The organism is Goodfellowiella coeruleoviolacea (assembly GCF_024171785.1).
Taxonomy (GTDB): domain Bacteria; phylum Actinomycetota; class Actinomycetes; order Mycobacteriales; family Pseudonocardiaceae; genus Goodfellowiella; species Goodfellowiella coeruleoviolacea.
The window spans coordinates 605,318-631,338 of record NZ_JAMTCK010000002.1 but is presented as its reverse complement, the minus strand read 5'-3'; the positions used below and the strand labels follow the sequence as shown (position 1 = coordinate 631,338).

General features: G+C 73.0%; 13 protein-coding genes. 3 read left to right on the top strand and 10 right to left on the bottom strand.

Translation table 11 applies throughout. The features are described 5' to 3' along the window. Together LX83_RS05995 and LX83_RS05990 are read right to left on the bottom strand one after the other, a co-directional pair. Window positions 1-9,261 (bottom strand): type I polyketide synthase (locus tag LX83_RS05995; protein ID WP_308203916.1); only part of this gene is annotated, 9,261 nt, incomplete at its 3' end. A gap of 169 nt (window positions 9,262-9,430) precedes the next feature. Then, window positions 9,431-12,703, bottom strand: a complete 3,273-nt coding sequence (locus LX83_RS05990; protein ID WP_253767888.1) for an AfsR/SARP family transcriptional regulator — start codon at window positions 12,701-12,703, stop codon at window positions 9,431-9,433. A gap of 1,262 nt (window positions 12,704-13,965) precedes the next feature. Here LX83_RS05990 and LX83_RS05985 point away from each other — a divergent pair. Then, window positions 13,966-14,646 carry an RICIN domain-containing protein gene (locus tag LX83_RS05985; protein WP_253767886.1) on the top strand — a complete coding sequence of 227 codons (681 nt, stop codon included), beginning with the start codon at window positions 13,966-13,968 and terminating at the stop codon, window positions 14,644-14,646. A gap of 84 nt (window positions 14,647-14,730) precedes the next feature. On the opposite strand, the gene LX83_RS05980 is transcribed toward LX83_RS05985, so the two are convergent. After that, window positions 14,731-15,561: a hypothetical protein gene (locus LX83_RS05980; protein WP_253767884.1), complete on the bottom strand. Its 831-nt coding sequence runs from the start codon at window positions 15,559-15,561 to the stop codon at window positions 14,731-14,733. A 159-nt stretch (window positions 15,562-15,720) separates the two neighbouring features. Here LX83_RS05980 and LX83_RS05975 point away from each other — a divergent pair, with 159 nt between their 5' ends. Further along, complete coding sequence (locus LX83_RS05975) at window positions 15,721-16,263, top strand: DinB family protein (RefSeq protein WP_253767882.1); 543 nt, start codon at window positions 15,721-15,723, stop codon at window positions 16,261-16,263. A gap of 209 nt (window positions 16,264-16,472) precedes the next feature. On the opposite strand, the gene mppR is transcribed toward LX83_RS05975, so the two are convergent. From mppR to mppP, 3 genes are read right to left on the bottom strand one after another with little or no spacing between them, the layout of a single operon-like run. Further along, complete coding sequence (mppR, locus tag LX83_RS05970) at window positions 16,473-17,282, bottom strand: enduracididine biosynthesis enzyme MppR (protein ID WP_253767880.1); 810 nt, start codon at window positions 17,280-17,282, stop codon at window positions 16,473-16,475. Between the two features lie 12 nt (window positions 17,283-17,294). Next, the gene (locus tag LX83_RS05965; protein ID WP_253767878.1) at window positions 17,295-18,485 is read right to left on the bottom strand and encodes an aminotransferase class I/II-fold pyridoxal phosphate-dependent enzyme; all 1,191 of its coding nucleotides are present in this window, start codon (window positions 18,483-18,485) and stop codon (window positions 17,295-17,297) included. Further along, a complete protein-coding gene (gene mppP, locus LX83_RS05960) occupies window positions 18,485-19,636 on the bottom strand; it encodes an enduracididine biosynthesis enzyme MppP (protein ID WP_253767876.1) in 1,152 nt (383 codons plus the stop codon). The genes LX83_RS05965 and mppP overlap by 1 nt, the downstream gene beginning before the upstream one ends. A gap of 350 nt (window positions 19,637-19,986) precedes the next feature. On the opposite strand from mppP, the gene LX83_RS05955 reads away from it, so the two are divergent. Beyond that, entirely contained in the window at window positions 19,987-21,501 is a 1,515-nt protein-coding gene (locus tag LX83_RS05955) for a glycosyltransferase family 39 protein (protein WP_253767874.1), read from the top strand. A gap of 81 nt (window positions 21,502-21,582) precedes the next feature. On the opposite strand, the gene LX83_RS05950 is transcribed toward LX83_RS05955, so the two are convergent. From LX83_RS05950 to LX83_RS05935, 4 genes are read right to left on the bottom strand one after another with little or no spacing between them, the layout of a single operon-like run. Continuing rightward, window positions 21,583-22,251, bottom strand: coding sequence for a response regulator (locus tag LX83_RS05950; protein ID WP_253767872.1), 669 nt, complete (start codon window positions 22,249-22,251; stop codon window positions 21,583-21,585). Then, window positions 22,227-23,423, bottom strand: coding sequence for a sensor histidine kinase (locus LX83_RS05945; protein ID WP_253767870.1), 1,197 nt, complete (start codon window positions 23,421-23,423; stop codon window positions 22,227-22,229). The genes LX83_RS05950 and LX83_RS05945 overlap by 25 nt, the downstream gene beginning before the upstream one ends. Further along, window positions 23,416-24,723: an MFS transporter gene (locus LX83_RS05940; RefSeq protein WP_253767868.1), complete on the bottom strand. Its 1,308-nt coding sequence runs from the start codon at window positions 24,721-24,723 to the stop codon at window positions 23,416-23,418. Before LX83_RS05940 ends, LX83_RS05945 begins: the two co-directional genes overlap by 8 nt. Then, a complete protein-coding gene (locus LX83_RS05935; protein WP_253767866.1) occupies window positions 24,720-26,018 on the bottom strand; it encodes a serine hydrolase domain-containing protein in 1,299 nt (432 codons plus the stop codon). Before LX83_RS05935 ends, LX83_RS05940 begins: the two co-directional genes overlap by 4 nt. Window positions 26,019-26,021: the final 3 nt, after the last annotated feature.

Genomic DNA, 26,021 nt, shown 5'->3' with positions numbered 1-26,021 from the left:
CACCGGCCGATCCTGACCATAGGTCGCCAACACCGCCTGCGCCTCGATCGGATCACCCAACGTCGTACCGGTGCCGTGCGCCTCCACCACATCCACATCGGACGGATTCAGGCCGGCGTTGGCCAACGCAGCACGGATCACCCGCTGCTGCGACGGACCGTTCGGCGCCGTCAGCCCGTTCGACGCACCATCCTGGTTCACCGCACTACCACGCACCACCGCCAGGATCGGGTGCCCGTTGCGCCGCGCATCCGACAACCGCTCCACCAACAGCATGCCCACACCCTCAGCCCAGGCAGTGCCATCAGCAGACTCGGCAAACGCCTTGCACCGACCGTCCGGAGCCAACCCACGCTGCCGGCTGAACTCCACGAAGGTGCTGGGCGTGGCCATCACGGCCACGCCACCGGCCAGCGCCAGTGAGCACTCGCCCTTGCGCAGCGCCTGGATGGCCAGGTGCAGCGCCACCAGCGACGACGAACACGCCGTGTCCACCGTGACCGCGGGGCCCTCGAAGCCGAAGGTGTAGGCCACCCGGCCGGAGATCACGCTGCCGGAGCCACCGATGAAGGAGTACGCCTCGATCTCCTCGGGCAGTCGGCCCACGCGTGCGGTGTAGTCGTGGTACATGGCGCCGGCGAACACGCCGGTCTGGCTGCCGCGCAGCGACGCGGGGTCGATGCCGGCCCGCTCCAGCGCTTCCCAGGTGGTTTCCAGCAGCAGCCGCTGCTGGGGGTCCACGACCACGGCCTCGCGTGGGCTGATGCCGAAGAACTCGGCGTCGAACAGGGCGGCGTCGTGCAGGAAACCGCCCTCCCGCACGTAGGACCGGCCGGGCTGGTCGGGGTCCGGGTCGTAGAGCCCGTCCAGGTCCCAGCCCCGGTCGGTGGGGAATCCGGTGATGGCGTCCTGGCCGTTGATGACGAGTTGCCACAGTTGTTCCGGTGTTCGGACGTCACCGGGGAACCGGCAGCTCATGCCCACGATCGCGATCGGTTCGTCGTCGGTTCCGGTCGTGGTCGGCGCGGACGGGGTCGGCGCGGACGGGGTCGGGGCGGCCGGCGCGGCGCTGGTGGACAGTTCCGCGCGCAGGTGCTCGATGACCAGGGCTGGGCTGGGGTAGTCGAACAGCAGGGTCGCCGGCAGCCGGAGTCCGGTCGCGGCGCCCAGCCGGTTGCGCAGTTCGACCGAGGTCAACGAGTCGAAGCCGATCTCCTTGAACGCCTGGCCGAGATCGATCGCGGCGGTGCTGGTGTGGCCGAGCACGGTCGCCACCTCGGACTGGACGATCCGGGTGATCTCCTGGTCCAGCTGGGTTCCGGTCAGCGCGGCCAGCCGGTGCTGTGCGGGCTCGCCGCCGGTCGCGGCCTTCCGCGGGGTGCTCCGGACCAGGTTGCGCAGCAGCGCGGGCACCGCGTCGGACGCGGTGTGGTCGAGCCGCAGCGGCACCAGGTTGGGTGCGCCGGTCGCGCGTGCCGTGTCGAACAGCGCGAGTGCCTCATCGGTGGCCAGCACCCCGACCCCGGAGCGGGCCATGCGCACCCGGTCGGTCTGGCCGAGGGTGCCGCCCATTCCGTCTTCCTGCTCCCACAGGCCCCATGCCAGGGCGGTGGCGGGCAGGCCGAGGGCGTGCCGGTGGCGGGCCAGCGCGTCGAGGAACACGTTGGCCGCCGCGTAGTTGCCCTGTCCGGCGGTGCCCAGGGTGCCGGAGATCGACGAGAACAGGACGAACTCGGCGAGGTCGTCGTCGCGGGTGAGTTCGTGGAGGTGCCAGGCCGCGTCCACCTTCGGCCGCAGCACCTCGGCCAGCTGCCGCGGTGTCAGCGACGACACCACGCCGTCCGCCAGCACCCCGGCGGCGTGCACCACCGCGGTCAGCGGCTGGTCCGCGGGAATGCCCGCGAGCACCCCGGCCAGCGCGGACCGATCGGCCACGTCGGCGGCGACCAGCCGCACGCCGGCCCCCAGCTCCCGCAGTTCGGCCAGCATGGCCGCGGCACCCTCGGCGGCCGGTCCACGCCGGCTCACCAGCACCAGGTTCCGCACGCCGGCCGCGGCCACGAGATGCCGGGCCAGGGTGCGGCCGAGTCCGCCGGTCGCACCGGTCAGCAGGACCGTGCCGTGCGGGTCGAGCGGCCTGGTGGCCGGCGCGCCGGTCGTGTTCGGGTCGAGCCGGGCGAGCCGGGGCACCAGGAGCTGGCCGGCGCGCACCGTGGCCTCGCGCTCGCCCGAGGCCACGGCCGAGGCCAGCTGGCCGAGATCGGCCGCGCCGGTCACGTCCAGCAGCCCGAACCGGTCCGGCTGTTCGGTCGACGCGGACCGGAACAGGCCCCGCACCGGGGCCACGGCCAGGTCCTCGACGGCCTGCCCGGTGTGCTCGTCCAGCGCGCTCTCGGTGAGCAGGACCAGCCGGGTCGTGGCGAACCGGTCGTCGGCGAGCCAGTCGCGCACCAGGGCGAGGGCACGCTGGGCGCTGTCCACGGCGGACTCGGGCAGCGCGCCAGTCGCCGACCACGGCAGCAGCACCACCGCTGGCGGTCGGGCGCCGGCGGTCACGGCCGCGCCGAGCGCGGCCAGGTCCGGGTGGGACGGCAGGCCGAACCGGTCCGCCCCCAACACCACCCAGTCCGCGGGCGTGGCGGCGGGGGTGGCCGGCAGTGCGGTCCACTCGACGTGGAACAGCGAGTCGGGCCGGGTGCGCTCGGCCCGGTCCAGTTGTTCGGCGGACACCGGGCGCAGCGCCAGCGCGTCGATCACGGCGACGAGCGCGCCGGTTGGGTCGGCGAGGGTGACCGAGACGGTGTCCGGACCGGCGGGTGCGAACCGCACGCGCAGCCTGGTCGCGTTGCTGGCGAGCAGCCGCACGTCGTGCCAGGAGAAGGGGACGCGCCCGTTGGCGACGGCGTGCAGGGCCGCGTCGGCCAGCGCGGGGTGCAGGCTGAACCGGCTGGCCTCGGTCAGCTCCGACTCGCCGAGGGCCACCTCGGCGAACACCTCCTCGCCCCGCTGCCAGACGGCCCGCAGGCCCTGGAACACCGGTCCGTAGGCGAAGCCGAGGCGGGCGAGGACGTCGTAGCGGTCGGTGAGGTCGACCGGGGTGGCGTTCGGCGGTGGCCAGGTGGTCAGGTCGATCTGCTGGGCGGGGTCCGGCGCGCCCGCGCCTGGCTCGTCGGCTGCGGTGGCCAGCGTCCCGGTGGCGTGCCTGGTCCAGGCGGTGTCCTCGGTGCTGTCGCCGGGCCGGGAGTGCAGGTGCAGGGCGCGCCGGCCGGTGGTGTCCGGGGCGGCCACGGACAGCTGCACCTGCAGCCGGCCGCGCTCCGGCAGGACCAGTGGCGACTCCAGAACCAGTTCCTCGACGCGGTCGGCACCGGTCCACCGGCCGGCCAGCAGCGCCATGTCCAGCAGTGCGGTGCCCGGCACCAGGACCCGGCCCAGCACGGCGTGGTCGACCAGCCAGGGGTGGGTGTGCCGGGAGAGCTGACCGGTGAACAGCAGGTCTCCGCTGGTCGCCACGGTCACCGCGGAGCCGAGCAGGGGGTGGTCGGTGTCCACCAGGCTGGCCGGCCTGGTCCCGGCCCTCGGGGTGAGCCAGTAGCGCTGGCGGTCGAACGGGTAGGTGGGCAGGTCGATGACGGTCGGTGCGGTGCCGGCGAAGACCTCGGGCCAGTCCAGGGCGTGTCCCCTGGTGTGCAGGCCGGCCAGCGCGGTCAGCAGGGTCGGCAGTTCGGGGCGGTCCGCCCGCAGGGCAGGCAGGAACGCCAACTCGGCGTGGCCGGCCGGTTCGACCGGTTCGGTCAGGCAGTCCTGGGCCATCGAGGTCAGCACGCCGTCCGGGCCCAGCTCCAGGAAGGTGGTGGCACCGGCCGCGTGCAGGTGGCGCACGCAGTCGGCGAACCGCACGGCGGCCCGCACGTGCCTGACCCAGTACTCGGGGTCGCCCAACTGTTCGGCCGTGGCCAGGGCGCCGGTGACGTTGGAGACGACCGGCAGCTGGGGCGGGTGGTAGGTGAGCGTCCGGGCCACCGCGCGGAACTCGGCCAGCATCGGCTCCATGGCCGGGGAGTGGAAGGCGTGGCTGACCCGCAGGCGCCGGGTCCGCCGCCCCCGGGCTCGCCACTGCTCCCGCACGGCGAGCACCGCGTCCGTCGCGCCGGAGACCACCACGGCGGTGGGGCCGTTGACGGCGGCGATGTCCAGCACGCCCGCGTGCTCGACCAGCAGCGGCCGGATCTCGTCCTCGGTGGCTTCCAGCGCGACCATCGCGCCGTCGGCGGGCAGTGCCTGCATCAGCCGGCCCCGCGCGGCCACCAGCCGCGCCGCGTCGGTCAGCGACAGCACCCCGGCCACGTGGGCGGCGGTCAACTCGCCCACGGAGTGCCCGGCCACCAGGTCGGGGCGCATCCCCCACCGGTCGAGCAGCCGGTGCAGTGCCACCTCCACGGCGAACAGCGCGGCCTGGGTGAAGCCGGTCTGGTGCAGGTCCTGCGCCGCCGGGGTGTCCGCCTCGGCGAACAGCACCTCGCGCAGCGGGCGCGGCAGGTGCGGGTCGACGGCCGCGCACACCTCGTCCAGGGCCTCGGCGAACACCGGCAGGGTCTGGTACAGCTCGCGGCCCATGCCCACCCGCTGGGCGCCCTGTCCGGTGAACAGCACGGCGAGCCGGCCCTCACCGACCCGGCCGAGCACGGTGTGCGGCGCGGACTCACCCCGCGCCAACAGGTCCAGGCTGGCCAGCAGGCCGGCGCGGTCCGGTGCGGTCAGCACGGCGCGCCGCTCCAGTGCCGGGCGCGCGGTGGCCAGGGTGAAGGCCACGTCGTGGCTGGACAGGTCGGGGTGGGCGGCGAGGTGCGCGCGCAGCTGCGCGGCCTGGGCGCGCAACGCGGTCTCGGTCCTGGCGGACAGCGTCCAGGGCGCGGTGAACGGGGGTTCGGGTCGGGGTCGCGCGGTGGGTGCCGACTCGGCCGCCGGGGCCTGTTCGAGGATCGCGTGCGCGTTGGTTCCGCTGATGCCGAACGAGGAGACCGCGGCTCTCCTGGGGCGGCCGGTCGCCGGCCACGGTGTGCTGTCGACGAGCAGCCGCACCGCACCCGCCGACCAGTCCACATGCGACGACGGCTGGTCCACGTGCAGTGTCTTGGGCAGCACGCCGTGTCGCATGGCCAGCACCATCTTGATGACCCCACCGACGCCGGCGGCGGCCTGGGTGTGGCCGATGTTGGACTTCAGCGAGCCCAGCCACAGCGGCTCGGTGCGGTCCTGGCCGTAGGTGGCCAGCAGCGCCTGCGCCTCGATCGGGTCACCGAGGCGCGTTCCGGTGCCGTGCGCGTCCACGGCGTCCACATCGGACGGTCGCAGCCCGGCGTTGGCCAGGGCCTGGCGGATCACCCGTTGCTGGGACGGCCCGTTGGGTGCGGTCAGCCCGTTGGAGGCGCCGTCGGAGTTGACCGCGCTGCCCCGCAGCACCGCGAGCACCGGATGCCCGTTGCGTCGGGCGTCGGACAGCCGCTCCAGCAGGAGGACGCCGGCGCCCTCGGCCCACGCGGTGCCGTCGGCGGCCTCGGCGAACGCCCGGCACCGGCCGTCCGGGGAGAGCCCGCCCTGCCGGCTGAACTCCACGAACATGCCGGGGCTGGACATCACGGTCACGCCGCCGGCCACGGCCAGCGCGCACTCCCCCGCCCGCAGGGCCTGGCCGGCCAGGTGCACCGCGACCAGCGAGGACGAGCAGGCGGTGTCGATGGTGAGGGCCGGGCCCTCCAGCCCGAAGGTGTAGGCGATCCGACCCGAGGCCACGCTGGTGGTGGTGCCGGTCAGCAGGTGGCCCTCCACGCCCGGCTGGGCCTCGTGCAGGCGGGGGCCGTAGTCGTTCGCGGTGGCGCCGATGAAGACACCGGCGCGCTGGCCGCGCAGCCGGGTGGGGTCGATGCCGGCCTGTTCGAACAGCTCCCAGGTCGTCTCCAGCAGCAGCCGCTGCTGCGGGTCCATGGCCAGCGCCTCGCGGGGGCTGATGCCGAACAGGGCGGGGTCGAACTCGGTGGCGTCGGCCAGGAAACCGCCGTGGCGGGCGTAGCTGACGCCGGGCCGCTCCGGATCGGCGTGGTGCAGCGCGTCCAGGTCCCAGCCCCGGTCGGTGGGGAACTCGGTGATCGCGTCCGCACCGGCCAGCACCAGCCGCCACAGCTCCGCTGGGGAGCGCACGTCACCGGGGTAGCGGCAGGCCATGGCGACGATCGCGATCGGCTCGCCGTCCAGCGCGGTCGTGGCCACCGGGGTGTCGGCCGCGGCGCCGAGCGAGTGCCGGGCGAGGTGGTCGGCCAGCACGGTGGGTGTCGGGTAGTCGAACAGCAGGGACGCCGGTAGCGGCAGCCCGGTGGCCTGCCCGAGCCGGTCGCGCAGTTCGACCGAGGTCAGCGAGTCGAACCCGAGGTCCTTGAACGTCCACTCGGGATTGACCGCCCGCGCGTCCGGGTACTCCAGCACGGCCGCGACCTCGGCGCGGACCAGGGCGAGCAGCCCGGCGGGATCAGTCGGCACCGAGGGTCCGGCCTGCTCGACCGGCTCCGCCGGGGTGCTCCCGCCCGGCTCGCGCTCCGGGGCGCTGTGCCGGGCCGGCTCGGATGTGCCGGGGGTGGCGCCGGCTGGCGCGGTGGAGTGGTTCAGCCAGTGGGGTTCCCGCTGGAACGCGTAGCCGGGCAGGGGCGCGCGCCGCCCACCCCAGTCCGCGAACACCGCCGACCAGTCCACGGCAACGCCGCGCACGTGCAAGCGGCCCACCGCGCCCAGCACCGACGCGACCTCGGGCCGGTCGGCGCGCAGCAGCGGCACCCGCGTCGCGGCGGTGGGCGTGCGCAGGCAGTCCCGGGCCATCGTGGTGAGCACGCCGGCCGGGCCCAGCTCGACGAACGTGGAGACACCCGCTGCCTCCAGCGCGCGCACCCCGCTGAGGAAGCGCACCGGCTCACGCACGTGCCGCACCCAGTACTCGGCGCGGGCCCACTGCTCCGGGTCGGCGAGCTGACCGGTGACGTTCGAGATGACCGGCAGCTTCGGGTCCTGATAGGACAGTCCAGCGGCCACCTCGGCGAACTCCGCGAGCATGCCGTCCATGTGCGGGGAGTGGAAGGCGTGGCTGACCCGCAGGCGCCGGGTCCGGTGGCCCCGCTCGGCGAGTGCGGCCGCCAGCTCGGTGACCGCGTCGACGTCACCGGACAGCACCACCGCGGCCGGTCCGTTCACCGCGGCGATCCCGACCTGGTGCTCTCGGCCGACCAGCAGCGGCCGCACCTCGTCCTCGTCGGCGTCCACCGCGATCATCGCGCCGGTGGCGGGCAGCGCCTGCATCAGCCGGCCCCGCGCGGCCACCAGCCGCGCCGCGTCGGTCAGCGACAGCACCCCGGCCACGTGGGCGGCGGCCAGCTCGCCGATCGAGTGGCCGGCGAGGTGGTCGGCAACGACGCCCCAGTGCTCCAGCAGCCGGTACAGCGCCACCTCGACCGCGAACAACCCGGCCTGGGTGTAGTGGGTCTGGTCGAGCGCGGCGGCGTCGGTGAACACCACCTCGCGCAACGGCCGAGGCAGGTGCTCGTCCAGTGCGGCGCACACCTCCGCGAACGCCTTGGCGTAGGCCGGGAACGCGGCCACCAGTTCGCGGCCCATGCCCAGCCGCTGGCTGCCCTGGCCGCTGAACAGCAGCGCCAGTCCGCCCCGGTCACCGGTGACGCCGAGCGCCCCGCCCCGGGCCGGTTCGCCCTGGGCCACCGCGGTCAGCCCGGTCAGCAGCTCGTCCCGGTCCTCGGCGAGCAGCACGGCGCGGTGGTCGAAGGCGGTGCGGTGGACGGCCAGCTCGTGGCCGATGTCGACCAGGTCCAGCTCGGGCCGGGCGAGCAGGTGTGCGTGCAACCGCGTGGCCTGCGCGCGCAGCGCGGGCCCGGTGCGCCCGGACAGCACGACCGGGACGGCCGGCGGGCGCTGCCAGGTGGCTGGCTGGCTCGGCGCCGGGTCCGCCGGGCTGGCTGGTGCCTCGGCCAGCACGACGTGGCAGTTGGTGCCGCCCATGCCGAACGAGGACACCCCGGCGACCAGCCGCTCGTCCGGTCGGGGCCACGGCCCGAGTTCGGTCTGCACCCGCAGCCCCAGGTCGGCCAGTGGGATCGCGGGGTTGGCCGTCCGGAAGTTCAGGCTCGGCGGCAGCTGGCGGTGGCGGATCGCCAGTGCGGTCTTGATCAGCCCGGTGATGCCGGCCGCCGCTTCCAGGTGACCCAGGTTGGTTTTGACCGAGCCGACCGGCAGTCGAGCGTCGACCGGTCGGCCCTGGCCGAGCACCGCGCCCAGGGCCGCGGCCTCTATCGGGTCGCCGACCCGGGTGCCGGTGCCGTGCAGTTCGACGTACTGGACCGCCGTCGGGTCCAGGCCGGCGGCGCGGTAGGCGCGCGCCAGCAGGTCCCGTTGCGCCGGCTCGCTCGGGGTGGTCAGGCTCGCGCCACCGCCGTCGTTGTTCGCCGCGCTGCCCTCGATCACGCAGTAGATCCGGTCGCCGTCGGCGAGCGCCCGGTCCAGTGGTTTGAGCACCACGAGCCCGGCGCCCTCACCGCGCACGAAGCCGTTGGCGCGCTCGTCGAACGTGTAGCACTGGCCGTCCGGGGACAGCGCGCCGAACCGGGCCGCCACGGTCGCGCCCACCGGCGCCAGGTTCAGGTTCACCCCGCCGGCCACGGCCACGGCTGACTCGCCCTGGCGCAGGCTGGTGCAGGCCAGGTGCACGGCCAGCAGCGAGGACGACTGGCCGGCGTCCAGGGTCAGGCTGGGGCCGCGCAGCCGCAGCGCGTAGGACAGCCGGTTGGCGATGACCCCGCGGTGCACCCCGGTCATCGTGTGCTGGGTCACCGCGTCCGCGCCGCCGGTGAACAGCAGGGTGGCGTAGTCGTCGGAGGCCGCGCCGACGAAGACCCCGGTGGGGGTGTCGGCCAGCGCCGCCGGCACGATCCCGGCGTCCTCCAGTGCCTCCCACCCCAGTTCCAGCACCAGGCGCTGCTGCGGGTCGATGGCCGCGGCCTCACGGGGCGAGATCCCGAAGAAACCCGCGTCGAAGTGGTCGACGTCGTCGAGGAACCCGCCCCGCTCGCCCGCTCGGTGTCCCGCCGAGTCACGCCGCCCGGCGGGGATCTCCCGCACGGCGCTGCGACCCGACCGGAGCAGCCCCCAGAACTCGTCCGGGTCGCCAGCGCCTGGCAACCGGCATGCCATACCGATGATCGCGATCACAGCGTTCCCTTGCTCCGTCCCAGGGGTCGGTACCTAGCTCAGGGATCGCCTGGCGAACAACGAGCCGACCGATTCGTTGGAGTTGCCGCGACGCTACGTCCGGGCACTTCCAAAGCGGTTTCAACCGGCTACCGGCAGCGCGGGAGTCACCATCCGTGTCGATGGCGTCTCACAACGTGCAGGCCAGGGACACCGCCTGCGCGAGTTCGCCCTCGCCCGCACCGTCCGTCGTGGACCGTCCGGAACGGATCTGGTCGAGCAGTCGCCACGCCCGCGTCTCCGCCGTGGCCAGCCCGATCTGCTGACAGATCAGGATGCCGTCGCGGCACAGCCGCGCCGCCTGGTCGCGCTCCCCCATGCCCTGGTGCGCCCACGACTGCCCGATGAGCGCCCGCGCCTCGATCACCCGCAGCCCGCTGGCCCTGGCCGTGGCCAACGCCTCGTCGCCGGCCCGGAGCGCCTCGGCGAACTCGCCGCGTCGAGCGTGCACACAGCTCAACCCGACCAGTGCCTCACCGATCGTGCTGGCGGACTCCGACGCCCTGGCGATCCGCACGGCCGCCAACTGGTGCTGCTGGGCCTCGTCCACCCGGCCCAGCCCGAGTTCGGCGCGGGCCAGCGCCTGCAACGCGTTGCCCTCGGTGACCCAGCTCCGTTCCTGCCTGGCCAGTTCGAGCGCGCGGTCGGCGTACTCGTGGGCCTGCTGGTAGTCGCCGGCGTCCACGGCGAGCAGGCTCAGCCCGGTGAGGGCGAACGACTCCCCGTGCACGTGCCCAAGGTCGCGGTGCAGCTGGCTGGCCCTGGTCAGGTGCTCGACGGCCTGTGCGCCGTTGCCGCGCAGCCACAACACGAAGCCGAGGCTGACCAGCACCGCGGCCTCGACCGCGCCCTTCTCGGCGCTCAGGGCCAGCGCCGCGGTCAGGTACTCGGTCGCCTCGGTCAGCTGGCCGAGTTGCCGGCACATGTAGCCCAGGTTGTTCAGCACCATCATCTCGCCCACCCGCGAGCCCACCATGCGGTGCAGTTCCAGGGCGCGGGCGAACTCCTCCCTGGCCTCGACCAGGCGCCCCGCCGCCCGCAGCGCGATGCCCAGGGTGTTCCTCGTCGACGCCTCGCCCTCCAGCCAGTCGCTGGTGCGGTGCACCCGCGCGGCCTCGGTCAGGCACTCGATGGCCTGTGCCCGGCGGCCCACGTGCAGGGCGCTGTTGCCGATGCTCTGCAGCATGAACGCCTCGACCCTCGGTTCACCCTTGGCGCGGGCCGCCGCCAGCACGTCCGGCGCGATGTCCAGCCACTCGACGCGGCGGCCCCGGTGGTGGAACAGGAAGCGCACGGCGTCGGCGAGGTACCAGGCCACCGGGTGCGGGCCGCGTTCGGCGGCCAGCGGCAGCAGGGCGGCGAGGTTCTCGTGCTCGCTGTCCAGCCAGGCCAGCGCCTCGGCCGTGGAGCCGAACCGCACGGGGGGCGCGTCAACCGCCGGCTCGTCCCGGGGCATCCGGGCCGCGTACCGCTGGAACCTGGCCTCGGCGGCGTCCACCCACGCGAGGTAGCACCGCGTCAGCCGGGTCCAGGCCGCGTGCCGGTCCTGGTCGTTCTCCTCGCCCTGCGCCCGGTCCAGCGCGTAGCGGCGCAGCAGGCCGTGCAGCCGGTAGCGGCCCGGGACGTGCTGTTCCAGCAGGTGCGCGGCGGCCAGGCGGCTGAGCTGGCGGGTCACCTCGTTGACGGGGGCGTCGACGAGCGCCGCGGCCACCGGAGCGGTGAAGTCCGGGCCGGGGATCAGGCCCAGTCGACGGAACAGCTGGCGCAGCTGCGGGGTGAGCGTCTCGTAGGACACGGCGAAGGCCCGGGTGATCGGGCTCTCCTCGGCGCCGTCCACGGTCAGCACGCGCAGCGGGCTGCCGTAGGCCAGTTCGGCCGCGAGTTCGCCGATCCGGGGAACCGGGGTGGCGGTGAGGTTGGCCGCCGCGATCCGCAACGCCAGCGGCAGGTGTCCGCACAGCCTGGCCAGCTCGTCGACCGCGGTCGGCTCGGCGCGCACCTGCGTCTCCCCGAGCACGCTGGCCAGCACGGCCCTGGAGTCGGCGGCCGACAGCACCCCCAGTGGCAGCGAGCGGGCACCGCAGCGCACGATCAGCTCGCCGAGCCGGTTGCGGCTGGTCACCACGACCGTGCCGACCGGTGGCAGCAGTGGGAGCACCTGGTCGGCGTCCCTGGCGTTGTCCAGCACCAACAGCATCGACCGGTCGGCCATCATCGACCGGTACAGGCCGATCCGGCTGTCCAGGTCGGCCGGCAACCGCTCGGCGTCCACCCCGATCGCCAGCAGCAGGCGACCCAGCGCCGCCAGCGGCGTGATCGGCTCCTGGTCCGCGTCGAAGCCCCGCAGGTCGACGTACAGCTGACCGTCCGGGAAGCGTTCCCGCACGCGCCACGCCCAGTGCACGGCCAGCGCGGTCTTGCCCACCCCGGCGCTGCCGTTGACCACCCACACGTCCGCGGCCGATCCCGCGTTCAGCTGACTGTTCAGCACCTGGAGTTCGGCGTAGCGACCGGCGAAGCCGCGGACGTCGAAGGGCAGTTCGGCCGGCCTGACCCGGGCCGCCACCTGGACGGCGGGGGCGGGCTCGTCAACGGCGTACTGGTCGTCCTGGTCATCCAGTCCCTGCAGGATCTGCAGGTGCAGCTCCTGCAACGAGCGACCGGGTTCGATGCCCAGTTCCGTGGCGAACCGGCGGTGGGTGTCGGTGTAGACGGCCAGCGCCTCGGAGGCGCGGCCGGACCGGTGCAGCGCGACCATCAGGTGGGCCTGCAGCTGCTCGCGGAACGGGTAGGTCTCGCTGACCCGTCTCAGTTCGCCGACGACCTGGGCGTGGCGGCCAGCGGCCAGTTCCGCGGCGAACAGCTTCTCCCACGCCGCGATCCGCCGTTCTTCCAGCACCTTGCCGTCCCGACTGGCCAGCGCGTCGGTGACCCCGCCCAGTGGCGGGCCCTGCCACAGTTCCAGCGCCTCCCGCAACCGCACCGCGCTCTCCCGCGCCCGGCCGGCGGCCAGGTCGGCGGTGGCCGCGACCACCGCGTCCTCGAACACCTGCACGTCCAGTTCACCTGGCCGCACCTCGATGAGGTAACCGGGTGAGCGCCGGACGATGACCGACCGGCCGAGCAACTTGCGCAGCTCCCACACCCGCACCTGAACCTGACCGCGCGCGCTCGTCGGCGGCTCGTCCTCCCAGAGCAGCGCGATCAATTCCTTTTCCGAAACAACTCTGTTCGCATTGAGCAACAACGACGCGAGTACGGTTCGCTGCTTTGGCCCCCCCAGGCGCAAAGTCCCGTCACCGTTGCAGACCGTCACCGGCCCGAGCAGTTGGTACCGCAGTTCCCCCTGACCATTCTGGGGGGAACCGTGGCTGGGTCCTTCGACCAATGTGGCAGTCGACATGTTCTGGATACTGCCAGCAAAAATCGGAAAAGCAATGATACCGATCACTACGCCCAACACCTCAGCTGACTGGACCATAAAGAGCAACGCCGCGTGGACCAGAGGAACCAGCTGGAGCAGCCGGCGGCGACAGTGAACACGGTTGCTCACAGTGAGTCAGCGGCGACTGCGGTCACCCGATCAGACGCAGCCGCGAGCGAGCAGACCTACCGAGACGGTCATTACGACCTCTTCACCACGGCATCATGATCACAGTACGTAACCAGCAAAGACTTTGCTGTCACTCGGTGACAAGTGCGCTCGGGCGCTGACACAGTGCGTAGAACGGGTCTGCGCCGGGGCCGCGTCCACGCTTCTCCACCACCTCCGGAATTGCGCCGAGAACAGCGGGACACCCCGAACAACGACCGCCGATCGGGGCCGCGCTCACCGCACGGACAAACCAGGTCGAGCACCGCCGGGTAAATAACCTAAAAACTTTCATGTTCTGCCCGGCCGGCGCGATCAGCCGTCCCGGGACCACCACCGCGATGCTTTCCAGCCAGCGCTGGAGAATGACATTCCCCCGGAGAATCCGGCCGCGGTACGGAACTGGTACTCCTGGTGACCACCCGAGCGGCCATGCACTGTTCGATCGCCTCGGCGAAGTACCCGGCCCCCTGAGGGCACTGCCCGACGGGAAAATCCCGCCGGCGGACATCCACCAGTCGCCGCTCGGCGAGGACCGGTCGGGGCTGAGCACAACGCGGCAGCACCGTTCGTTGTTCGCGACCAGCAGGCGCACCGGTTTGCCTTCGCGGTGAGCGCGATCGGATTTGGGCATCGGTGGCGGATCCGGTCAGCGGCTCGGTCGGCGAAGTCACGATCGACGCGAGAACCGCGCTCCCTGGCGCACAGCGGCGGCCGCGCCGCCCTGGCCGTCCTCACCTGCACCATCGACCGCACGTGGCCGAGCGGGCCGGCAGACCGCCCGGCCAACCGGCTCCCGCAGCACCGGGACGAGGCGGGCGGGGCGCCGCCCCGGTGAAAGCGGGTGGCGAGGCGACCAGCGAAAGAGTGGCGTGCGCACCATCGGGTTGCCCCGAACGGACAACAAACCCCGTTCGTGGACATCCCTATCGACCGTCAAGATCATTTCGTTACCGCGTTCAATTCGCCTTGACGCACCAACGCGCCGCCTGGGAGGGTCCCTGCGCGCGGCACGACGCCGCTTTCGTTCCACGGGGAATCAAGGGGATCTCGTGAAAAAGCAGCTCACTCGCATGGCTGTCCTGGCGGCCGCCGGTCTCGCCGTGTTCAGCGGTGTGCTCGTGTCGTCCGCATCGGCCGGCGCACCGGCGGCGGCGCCAACGGCGAGCAGCGGTGGCGAACAGCAGCACCAGCAGTCGATCGCCGAGGTCCTGGCCAAGGTCGCCAAGACCAGGCCGGGGGCGCAGCGGTCGGCGGCGGGCGAGGTCTCCGCGAACGCCGACGAGGTGATCGTCGAGATCGAGAACGTCAACAGCGTCAAGTGCTTCGACGTGATCAACGGCAGTGGCGCCAACGGTGCCGACGTCCAGCAGTACGAGTGCGCCAACGTCGGGCAGCAGCGCTTCCGGGTGCTCAACCCGGACCAGCCGTGGTCGTCGTTCCAGGCTCTGCACTCCGGCAAGTGCCTGGACGTCCGGGGCGGTTACCTGAGCAACGGCACGCAGTTGCAGCAGTGGGACTGCACGCCGGGTCTGCCCGCTCAGCAGTTCACGCTGTTCAACCAGTCCAACGGGTCGGTCGCCATCGTGCCGCAGACGGCCTGGGAGGCGAACGCGCTGCGGGCGAAGTGCCTGGACGTGCGGGGTGGCGCGACCGGCAACGGGGCGAAGATCCAGCAGTGGGAGTGCGGCACCGTCCGCGACGACAACGAGGACGTGGTCGTCGCCCAGCAGTTCAGGCTCTGGCTGGTGTGACACCCGCTGTGCGGCGGTGACACCACTCGGGCCCCCGACCACGTGGTCGGGGGCCCGTTGTCGGTTCTGCTGACGTCACAACAGCTATCGACGCCGGTTGCGCGGCACGTGGCCCTGGCTCAGCGACAGTTGGTGCTTGGCCTGGATCCACTGCTTCACCGCGGGCCTGGTGGCCAGGAACAGGCTGAGCAGGCTGACGCAGAGCATGGCCCCGCTGCCCAACAGCGAGCCCAGGTCAGCGGCGCCGCGAAACAGCGAACGCCCGAGCGCCAGGCCGAGCACGCCCACGGTGATGCTGCCCGCCATCTGTGACGCCGCGGTGTTCGGGAAGTGCTTGTGCGCGATCGACAGCGCGCCCAGCGCGTTCAACACCCCGAAGCCGCCAACGATGAACGCCAACAGCACGCCGATGAACAGCGTGGCGCCGTCGGCGACGAAGCTCACCACGACGAAGACCGCCAACCCGAGCATGCCCGCGGCCAGGATCCAGTTCAGCACGGCCAGCACGGTGAGTTCGGTGGGCCGCGGCGGCAGCGCCGCCTGTTGGTGCGGCGGCAGCGCCGCCTGTTGTTGTGGCGGCAGCGCCGCCTGCTGGTGCGGCGGCTGGGCCGCGTACGGCTGCTGCTGCGGCGAGTGGGGCTGGTGCGGCGGATAGCCCTGCTGCGGTTGCGGATACCCCTGCTGCTGCGGATAGCCCTGCTGCGGTTGCGGGACGGGCTGCCCTGGGTAGGCCTGGGGCGGGTAGCCCTGCTGCGGCGGGTACGGCTGCTGCTGCGGGTAGCTCGCCTGCTGTCCCGGATAGGACTGCTGTCCGGGGTAGGACTGCTGTCCCGGGAAGGGCGGCTGCTGCGGGTACGGCTGCTGGTACGGCTGGTTGGGCTGTTGGTGCCCGCCCCACTGCGGTGATGACGTCATCTGAGTCCCCTCGGTCGCCGGGAGACTCTACTGTCGCGGCCAGCCGCCGGTCACAGGTTCCAGCACACTGCTCGGGCGGCTCGCACCGCGTCCGTCCAAAACGGATGTACTCGGATAAATCGGTGGCGGCTCACCGGGTGGCTGCGGCAGGCTCCGCCAGTGCCAGTTGCTCGTGTTGACCTGCTGATCCGCCAACTCGACATCGCCTGGGCGCTGTTCGAGCACCACGTGACCGACCTCGACGACTCACTCTGCCGCTGGGAGCCGGCGCCGGGCTGTTGGACCGTGCGGCCGGACGGTCGGGGCCGGTGGGTGGCCGACTGGGCGGTCCCCGAACCCGATCCCGTGCCCACCGTGTCGATCGCGTGGCTGACCTGGCACATCGGTTTCTGGTGGACCACCACGCTCGGGCACTGCTTCGGCACCGGGGCGCCGGCGCGCGAGGAGATCACCTGGCCGGGCAGTGCCGCCGCCGCGGTGGACTGGCTGCGCGGGCTGCACACCGAGTGGCGGGCGGCGCTGCTGCCGCTCACCGACGCCGACCTCGACGCCACCGACCGGACCGCCGGCCTGCCCTGGGGCGGGGATCTGACTCTGGCGGACGTGGCGGGTTGGGTCGTTGTCGAGTTGACCAAGAACGTCGCCGAGATCGGCTCGGTGCACCACCTGTACGCGGCACAGCAGGCCAGTGGCCACGCCTGAGTGGAGCGGTGACCGGGGTCGCCCGTTTGGCGGAAAAGCCTGATCTACCCCGATTGTCCACTCCGCACTACTGTGCCGGCGGCCTGTCGCTGGTTGACTTGGTTGCGGAGCTTCCCCCAAAAGCTCCGGCCGTTTTCCGTCGACGGGAAAACCCAGGCCCGCGCGGACGCCGGACAGGCCCCCGGCGTCCGCGCGGACCGCGGCTGGGCTCACGCCTCGCCGAGCAGTTTGCCGCCGCACAGGGTTTCCGCGTAGGAGAAGACATAGCCCTGGTCGATCTCCACCGGCAGCAGGCCGGCGAAGTCGGCGTCGGGCACCGAGGGGAACCGGAGATCGGCGTCACCCGCCCAGATCTCGCCGAACTCCACCCCGGTGACCTCGGAGGTGACCAACTGGGCCAGCGGTGGCTCCGCGGAGGTCCAGGTGGGGAACATCCGGGTGTGCACCAGCGGCACGGCGTGCAGCTGCGGCGGCTGGGTGATCCGGCGTTCGGTGCGCACCGTGATCTCGGCGACGCGCCGGCCGTGCACGGACAGGGCGCCGTCGAACCGGCCGGGCGCGTTGGGCTTCGGCCCGGCCAGGCCAACACTCCTGGGCCGAGTCTGGTGGATCGCGCCGAACTGCTTGGGCATGCCCTGCACCCAGCCGCGCAGCATCGGCACCGGGCTGTCCACCCAGGCGTAGGGGCAGCGGGCCATGGGCACGCCGTTGTGCTCGCAGGCCAGCAGGATCAGGAACTCGGCGAACTGGCACCGCTGCGGATCGGCGAGTTCCGCGCCGGATTCCGAGCACCACTGCCACTCGGCGAAGATCGCCGCGGCGGCGCCGGGGTCGCTGCCCAGGCTCAGCCCCGGCGGCAGGAAGCGCGCGGCCGCCTCCGGGTCGACCCGGTAGTCGACCATGATCACCTCGCCGGAGAAGTGCCACGGTGGCGGCGTCAGCATGGCCGAGGCACCGGTCGGCGACAACGGCAGGCTGTATCCCGTCGGCCCGGTGTTGACGGGCGCGGTCATGGTCATCGTCGTCTCTCCTCACAGGTGGGTCACGGGCACGGGCTGCCAGGCCGAGGCGAGCAGTCCGGCGGCTGTGACGAGCTGATCGGGTGCGGTGAAGCTGTAGGCGAGCCGGACGGCCGCGTGCGGTCCGGCGCCGAACCGGGAGCCCGCGGCCACCCGGACGCCGGCCGCCTCGGCGGCGGCCAGCAGGTCGGGTTCGGACCGGGTGGTGCAGCGAACCCACAGGAAGTAGCCGCCGGCCGGCACCTGGCACGCGAAGTCCGGGCCCAGTGCCGGCAGCAGTGCGCCGGCCAGCGCGTCCCGGCTGGTCCGCAACCGGTTCCGCAGCCAGGTCAGGTGGCGGTCGTACGCGCCGGAGCGCAGCAGGTGTGCCACGGCCAGCGAGGTGACGTGGTTCGCCGAGCCGCCGCTGACGAACACGGCGTGGTTGGCCAGCCTGGTCACCACGTCGGGAGCGGCCAGCAGACAGCCGAGCCGCAGCCCCGGCGCCAGGGTTTTCGACAGCGTCCGCAGCCGGATCACGCCGTGGTAGTCGGCGAGTCCGGCCATCGAGCACGGCGCGGGCGTCGCGTCGAGGTCGAGTTCCGCGTAGGCGTCGTCCTCGACCACCAGCACCCCGAGGCGCTGGGCGACGGCGAGCAGGTCGCGTCGCCGGGCCTCGGGCACGACCAGCCCGGTCGGGTTGTGGTAGGTGGGGATCAGGCAGGCGAAGGCCACCCGGCCGCCGTGCGCGCGCACCGAGGTGACCGCCTCCTCGAACGCGGCCGGGTCCATGCCGGCGCCGTCCATGGCCACCGGCCGGGGGCGCAGCCCGCAGTCGGCCAGCAGCTGACGGCCCAGGTCGTAGCCGTACTGCTCGACGAGCACCACGTCGCCCGGCGTGGCCATGGCCGTGGCCAGCAGGTACAGCGCGTGCGACGTGCCGGCGGTGACCAGGACGTGTTCCGGGCCGCAGGGCCGGTCATCGGCGCGGGCCACCCGGTCGGCCACGGCCGCGCGGAACGGCACGGCTCCCCGGTCGTCCCCGTAGGCCAGCGCGGCCGACCCGAACTCGGTGAGCGCGCCGTGGTAGGCAGCTGCCAACAGGTCGGCCGGGAGCAGGTCGGGGTCCAGGTAGCCCGGACCGAGGTCGAGGACCCCGTCCGGGCAGACCTGCTGGACCACCCCGGTCCGCCAGGCACGTCGGTGGGACAGCGGACCGGCCATCACCCGGCCAGCAGCACCGACCGCAGCGCCTCCGCCGCCTTCACGACCGAGGAGGCCGACCGGGACAACGCGATCCGCAGCGAGTGCGCACCCTCCTCGGGCCGCGCCCAGTGGAACTGCTGGCACGGCAACGCGTACACGTGGTGCTCCCGCAGCGCCGTCCACACGTCCAGCCCGGTGCGCTCGCCGAGGTGCACCCGCTCCACGCTGGCCCGGCTGTCCGGGTCGGGGAAGGTCACGCCGGGGATGTCGGCCAGCCGCTCGCGCAGGATGGTGCGGTTGGTGGCGATGAAGCGGTGCAGCTCGGCCAGGCCGCCGCCGGCCGCGTCCTCGGCGAAGCGCCGCACCATGGACATCACCAGCGGCGAGATCCCCAGCAGGATGTCCGAGTAGACCTTGGCCAGCGGCAGTCCCACGTTGGCCGCGGAGACCAGCCAGCCGATCTTGAGTTCCAGGGTCGGCCACAGCTTGCCGGTGTCCTCGATGACCACCCAGCGGCAGCCGCTCTCCTCCAGGATCGCGTAGTGGTCGTAGTGGGCGCGGGTGTCGAAGCCCCGGAAGGACGTGTCCAGGGTCAGCACCACGCCGTGCTCGGCGCACTGCGCGGCCAGCGCGCGCAGCCGCTGCTCGGACACCACCCGCCCGGTCGGGTTGTTGGGCGTGGTGACGAACACGCAGCCCACCGAGCGGAGCAGGTCGGCCGGCAGGTCGCCGCCGTGCAGCACCTCCTCCTCCAGCGGCACCAACCTCAGCCCGACGCCCTTGAGGATGTCCGGGATGTTGTCGAAGGTCGGGTGCACCAGCGCGATCGCGTCGGTGGCGGTGGCCAGTGACCGGGCGAAGATCTCCATGGCCACCGACGAGGAGTAGCAGCTGAGCACCCGGCCGTCCGTCGCGGGGTAGGAGCGCTGGCCGAGCAGCTCGAAGTAGGTGCGGTGGGCCTCCCTCTCCACCTCCTCGACCGGGCGCTTCACCGCCTCGGCCCACAGGCTCGGCAGTTCGTCGATGATCCGGCCCTGGGTCGGGGTGAGTTCCTGGCGTGCGTGCCCGTCGGAGAGGTTCAGCGGGCTGTTCAGCGCCAGGTACTCGAACTGGGTGAGGTTGCCAGGGCTGGTCTGGGTGACGACCGGGCTCATCTGCGTGTCCTGCATTCCGATCACAAGCACCTTAGGTAGAAGGAATGGGCTTGGAGCCACCCCGACCGGATACGCGATTTCCGCGCCCAGCAGAGCGCGGTTGAGGCGTTTCTCCGCACGATGACAATCGTTCAGAACCATTTCCGGTCGCTGGTGAACTCACCGGCGACTGCGGTGAGCAGCCGGGACGAAACGGTGCTAGCAGTACAGCATTTCCCGACAACGACTGTCCACGAGAAAAAATGGCGCACCAGCCCGCGACCTGCGCGTTTTCCGCACAAATCAAGACCGTTGCCAGGTTGCCGGACCGCGGTCAGGCTCCGGACGACAATTCGTGTCCCGGTGCCCGAGTGAGGTGCATGACCGTGTCCGCCACGATCGAGACCAGCGATCGAACCTGGGAAGTCCGCGCGCCGGCGCTGCGGACACGCCCCGTGCTCGCCGTCACCGCCGCGTTCACCGCGCTGCTGGCGTTGACCGCCGGCCGGTACGGCTACTACATGGACGAACTGTACTTCCGGGTGGCCGGCAACCACCCGGCGTTCGGCTATGTCGACCAGCCGCCGCTGGCGCCGCTGTTGGCCAGGGCGCAGATCGCCCTGTTCGGCGACACCGTGTTCGCCATTCGCGTGGTTCCCACGCTGCTGGCGGCGGTGTCGGTGGTCGTCGCCGCCCTGGTGGCCAGGGAACTCGGCGGCGGTGGGCGGGCCCAGGTGTTGGCCGCGGTCGCGGCGAGCGCGTCGATGGCGACGCTGGCCGCCGGGCACGTGCTGCACCCGACCGCCGTGGACCACCTGGTGTGGGTGACCGTGTGCTGGCTGCTGGTCCGGCTGCTGCGCACCCGCGACACCCGGCTGTGGCTGGCGATCGGCGCGATGGTCGGCCTCGGCCTGCTCGCCAAGTACCTGGTGGTGCTGCTGGTCGTCGCGCTGGCCGGCGGTCTGTTGCTGGCCGGTCCCCGGGAGGTGTTGCGCAGCAGGCACCTGCTGGGTGGTGTCGTGCTGGGGCTGGTGATCTCCGGCCCGGTGCTGGTGTGGCAGGCGGTCAACGGCTGGCCGCAGTTCTCCATGGCCGCGGAGATGTCCGAGTCGTTCAGCGTGGGCAGCGCGATCAGCTTCCTCATCGGGCAGGTGCTGATGATCGGGCTGTTCCTCACCCCGGTGTGGATCGCCGGCCTGGTGGCGCTGTTCCGCCGCCCGGCGTGGCGGCCGTTCCGCGCGCTCGGCGTGGCCTACCTGGCGATGGTGGTGTTCCTGGCGGTCATCGGTGGGTTCAGCCGGTACACCGAGGGGCTGCTGACCGTGCTGCTGGCCGCCGGGTGCGTGCCGCTGGCCGACTGGACGCGCGGCATCACCCGGCGGGTGCTCGTCGCCGCGGCCCTGGCGCTCAACGCGCTGATGGCCGTGGTGATGGCGGTGCCGGCGCTGCCGGTGAGCGCCTACGGCCCGGACTCACCGCTGGCCGGTTTCGGGGACGCCCAACTGGGGCAGACCGGCTGGCCGGAGCTGACCGCCCAGGTGGCCGAGGTGTACCGGACCCTGCCCGCCGAGGACCAGGCGCGTGCCGTGCTGTTCGGCTGGAACTACAGCGAGGCCGGGGCGCTGGACCGGTACGGCCCGGAACTGGGCCTGCCCGCCGTCTACAGCGGCCACAACTCCTACGCCGACTTCGGCGTGCCCCCGGCGGACAGGACGGTCCTGCTCGCGGTGGGCGCGGAGCCCGCCACGCTCGCCCCGCTGTTCGGCCACTGCGAGACCGCGGCCACGCTGACGTTCGCGCTGCCGCACCTGGACCAGGACAAGCCGGTGCTGGTCTGCCGCGATCCGGTCCGCCCGTGGCAGCAGCTGTGGCCGAGCCTGAGCTGGGTCGGCACGTTCTGACCGGCGGCGAGCGGTCTTTCCCGGTGTGGCGTTCGGCGTGTCCGGCTCGAACGCCACACCCGCGTGTCCGGGACGGGCCGGTCAGCCGCGCAGGTAGGTGAGCACGGCCAGGACCCGGTGGTGGCCTTCGGCACCGGACAGGTCCAGCTTGGTGAAGATCGCCCCGATGTACTTGGCGACCGCTGCCGCGCTGACGCACAGCCGCTCGGCGATGGCGGCGTTCGCCCTGCCCTCGGCCATCAGCGCCAGCACCTCGCGCTCCCGGGCGGTGAGCCGGTCGAGCAGGCTGGAGGTCCGTTCCCGGTGCAGCAGCTGCCGCACCACCTCGGGGTCGATCACGGTGTCGCCGCCAGCGATCCGCTCCACCGCGTCAACGAACTCCCGCACCGCGCCGACCCGGTTCTTCAGCAGGTAGCCCAGGCCGCCGGCGCGCTCGCGCCGGTCCGCCTCCAGCAGTTCGAACGCGTAGGTGGCCGCCACGTACTGGGTGAGCACCAGCACGCCCAGCCGGGGGTGCCTGGTCCGCAGTTCCACGGCCGCGCGCAGGCCCTCGTCGGCGTATCCCGGGGGCATCCGCACGTCGGTGACCATGATGTCCGGCTGCTGCTCGTCCACGGCCGCGGTGAGCGCCTCGGCGTCACCGACCGCGGCGACCACGTGGTGGCCGAACCGCTCCAGCACCGCGGCCAGTCCCTCCCGCAGCAGCACGGAGTCCTCGGCGAGCACTATCCGAAGTCCGGCGTTTCCCATGGCAGCTCCACTCGCAGTTCGGTCGGTCCACCCCGTGGGCTGCGCACCGCGAGGGTGCCGCCCACCACGGCCACCCGGTCGGCCAGCCCCAGCAGCCCGGTGCCGCGCGCCGGGTCGGCGCCACCGGTGCCGTTGTCGTGGACGACCAGCACCAGGCGCTCCCCCCTGGCCGCGCCGGTGATCCGCGCGCAGGAGGCCTGGCTGTGCTTGACGACGTTGGCCAGCGCCTCGCTCACCGCGAAGTACGCGGCCAGTTCGACCTGGGGCGCCGGCCGGCGGGGCAGGTCGAGTCGCACGGTGACCGGCAGCGGGCAGCGGTCGGCGAGTTCGGCCACGGCGGCGGGCAGGCCCCGGTCGGTCAACACCTGGGGTCGGATGCCCCGGATCAGCTCCCGCAGGTCCGCCAGCACCCCCTCGGCCTCGGCCCGCGCCTTGGCGACCAGCCGGGGTCCGTTCCCGGCCAGCCCGGCCAGGTCCAGTTCGGCCACGCCGAGCGTCATGATCAGCGCGACCAGCCGCTGCTGGGCGCCGTCGTGCAGGTCCCGTTCGATCCGGGTGCGCTCCGCCTCGAACGCGTCGACCAGCCTGGTCCGGGAGTCGGTCAGCTCCTGCACCCGGTCGGCGAGGCCCGCGGCGGGCCGGGTGAGCAGCCTGCGGGCCACCGCCGCCTGGCCCAGGGCGAGCAGCCCGACCAGGTAGCCGACCAGCGGGACCAGCACCAGGCCGGCGAGCACCGCGGCGGGCGCGCCCACCGGGCCGTCCACGTTGACGATGGGGTCGATGTCGAGGACGAACTCCAGCAGCGGTGACACCGGCACGACCAGCGCGGCCAGCGCGACCACCACGGCTACGAGGTCCACCACGCCGATCACCGCGGTGAACGCCACGGCGTAGCCGAAGCCGCGCCACAGGCAGCCCCGGCCCGGCGCCACGTGCTGGTCGACGATGCGCAGCCGGTGGCGCTCGGCCGCGGCGATGGGCATGGCCAGCAGCAGGTCGACGGCGAGCACCACGACCACGGCCACCGGCGCCGCCCACGGTTGGGGCACCGCGTTGACGCCCTTGACCAGCGCGAGGACCGGCAGCGCGCCGAACGCGCCGAGCGCGACGTACCACAGCGCCCGCCACGGTCGACCGGACAGCAGGAACCGGGGATGGATCAGCTCAGCCACGCGCGTCCACGGTCTCCTCCGCGCCCTCCCCGTCGGCGTCCCGCCCAGCTGCGGCGGCCTGCCCGTCCGGGGTGGCCGGCCCGGGGCGCACCGACGGGAACCGGCGCAGCCGGGGGCTGGCCGTGACCGCGAGCGCGACCGCGGCCAGCACGGCGGAACAGGCCAGCAGCCCGGGCGTCGCACCGGAGTCGGCGAGCAGACCGCCCAGCAGCGGGCCGAGTGCGCCCGCCCCGCCCGAGCAGAACCCGAGAATGCTGCTCATCCTGCCCCGCAGCCGGTCGGGGGTGGTGACCAGCTGGTAGGTGAGCACCATGGTGTTGGCCACCGGCACGAAGAACATCATCACGCCGAGCAGCACCCCGAGCAGGATCCCCGGCGGGGTCAGGGCCATGGCGCCGACCAGGGCCGCGGCCAGCCAGGAGAACCCGAGCAGGATCACCGGCTCGGGCAGGGCCGCGCGCAGCCGGTCGGCGAACACCCCGCCCAGCAGACCGCCGGCCCCCATGCAGGCCATGGTCAGGCCGATCTCGCCGGCCTCGACGTTCTGTTCGCCGGAGACCGCGAGCACGATGATCACCAGCGCGCTGAACACCAGGTTGCACACGATCATCCACAGCAGGGTGACGCGCAGCAGTGGATTGCCCAGCAGCCAGCGGAAGCCCTCGGCGACGTCGGCGCCGATCCCCTGGGCCGGTTCGCCATCGTCCGGAGTGGACACGCGACGCGGCAGCCGCAGGAACACCAGGGCCACGAAGGACAGTCCGAGCATCACCGCGTCCGCGGCGATCGGGGTGACCGGGTGCACGGTGAACAGGAAACCGGCCAGTGCCGGGCCGAGCAGGGTGGCCACGAACGGCCGGGCGCTGTTGCGGGCCACCGCCCGAGCCAGCTGGTCGGCGGGCACCACCTGGGGCAGTGCCGCGTGTTCCACCGGGTCGAACACGGCCCCGAGGAACCCCTCGACCGCCGCGACCACGAGCACCAGCGCGAACCCGGCGGTGCCGGTGAGCACGGCCAACGCCAGGCCGGTCATCACGGCGGCGCGCAGCCCCATGCACACCAGCATGATCCGCTTGCGGTTCCACCGGTCGGCGATCACCCCGGCCGGCACGATCGCGACCATGTTCGCCGCCATCAACACCGACGAGGCGATGCCGATGCTCAGCGGGGAGCCGGCCAGCGCGAGGATCAGCAGGGGGAAGGCGATCTGGGTGATCTCGGCGGCCAGTTCGGAGAAGAGCTGGCTGCTCCACAGGATGTGGTAGTGGCGGTTGCGGGACAGCGGCACGGGCGCGCTCATCCGGTCACCTGCCGCCGCCGGGCCAGTCGGCCGGTCACCTGGATGTGGTCGATGCCGCCGGTGTCCGGGTCGCGCAGGAACCGTCCACTCAGGACCGTCGTGCCGAGGCGGAGCTGGAAGCGCAGGTCGGGCAGGCAGGTCAGCGGGACGGCCTGGGCACCGTCGAGCACCAGCGCGAGACCGTCGTCGTCCTGCCTGGTCACCACGAACTCGGCGGGCCCGTTGGCGTAGTGGCCGGCGCCGTCCGGTGGCCCGGCGACCGGGGTGGCCTCGCCGGGCTCGCGCCCCCACTCCGGGGGCAGCACGTGCCGCTCGGCCAGTTCGGCGCACAGCTCCCGCCACAGCGCCGCGCCGGTCGAGCCGTTGGTGGTGAGCGCGACGGCCGTGCCGCGCTCCGGGTCGAACCGCAGGTGGCAGGAGGTGCCGTCGCCGGTGCCGTCGTGGCCGAACCAGTCGGCGCCCGCGCCGCGGTAGCGCGCCCAGCCCAGGCCCCACCCGTCGGCCATGCCGTACGGGCCGACCCGCACGTCGGCGAGCTGGTCCTGGCACATCAGCGCGGCCGTGGCCGGGTCGAGCACGTCGGGGGCCGGGGAGTTCGCCGAGAACAGCGCCGCGAAGGCGAGCAGGTCGGCCGAGGACAGCGCGAGCGCGCCGTTGGGCGCCTCGACCTCGGGCATCACCTGCTCGGCCACGGGCAGCACCCGGTCGTCGGTCAGCACGTGCCCGCACACCACTCCACGGCTGCCCGCGGCGCCCACCACGAACGCCGGGGTGATGCCCAGCGGTCGCAGCAGCACCGACTCCACCGCCTCGGCCCAGTCCAGTCCGGTCACCTCCTCCACCAGGTGGCCGGCCAGCAGGTAACCGACGTTGGAGTAGGAGAACACCGTGCCCGGCGGGTGCTCCGGGGCCAGCCGCGCCGGGTAGCGGGTCACCCAGCGGCGGCGCGGCACCCCGGCCGCGGCCTGTTCGTCCACGTTGGACTCCAGCCCGGCGGTGTGACTGAGCAGGCGGCGCAGGGTCACCCCGGGGTGATAGCCGGCCACCGGCTCGTCGAGGTCCAGATCGCCGTCGGCGACCAGGACCATGGCCAGCGCCGCGGTGAACGGCTTGGTGAGCGACCCCAGCGGGAACGCCGACCGCGCGGTGACCGGCGTGGCCGCGCCGTGGCGTTCCCGGCCGGTCACCACCGTGACCGAGGCGCTGTCGTGGCAGACGCTGAGCTGGGCGCCGGGGACCCGGTGGCGTTCGGCCAGCCGGGCCAGCAGCGACCCGAGATCCTGCTCGTTGGGCACGGT

What these genes read in the sequence shown, in the direction of transcription:
- LX83_RS05980 (WP_253767884.1), bottom strand. Translation starts at nt 15,561, where the DNA reads ATGACGTCATCACCGCAGTGGGGCGGGCACCAACAGCCCAACCAGCCG.
- mppR (WP_253767880.1), bottom strand. Translation starts at nt 17,282, where the DNA reads ATGACCATGACCGCGCCCGTCAACACCGGGCCGACGGGATACAGCCTG.
- LX83_RS05990 (WP_253767888.1), bottom strand. Translation starts at nt 12,703, where the DNA reads ATGTCGACTGCCACATTGGTCGAAGGACCCAGCCACGGTTCCCCCCAG.
- LX83_RS05950 (WP_253767872.1), bottom strand. Translation starts at nt 22,251, where the DNA reads ATGGGAAACGCCGGACTTCGGATAGTGCTCGCCGAGGACTCCGTGCTG.
- LX83_RS05940 (WP_253767868.1), bottom strand. Translation starts at nt 24,723, where the DNA reads ATGAGCGCGCCCGTGCCGCTGTCCCGCAACCGCCACTACCACATCCTG.
- LX83_RS05985 (WP_253767886.1), top strand. Translation starts at nt 13,966, where the DNA reads ATGGCTGTCCTGGCGGCCGCCGGTCTCGCCGTGTTCAGCGGTGTGCTC.
- mppP (WP_253767876.1), bottom strand. Translation starts at nt 19,636, where the DNA reads ATGCAGGACACGCAGATGAGCCCGGTCGTCACCCAGACCAGCCCTGGC.
- LX83_RS05965 (WP_253767878.1), bottom strand. Translation starts at nt 18,485, where the DNA reads ATGGCCGGTCCGCTGTCCCACCGACGTGCCTGGCGGACCGGGGTGGTC.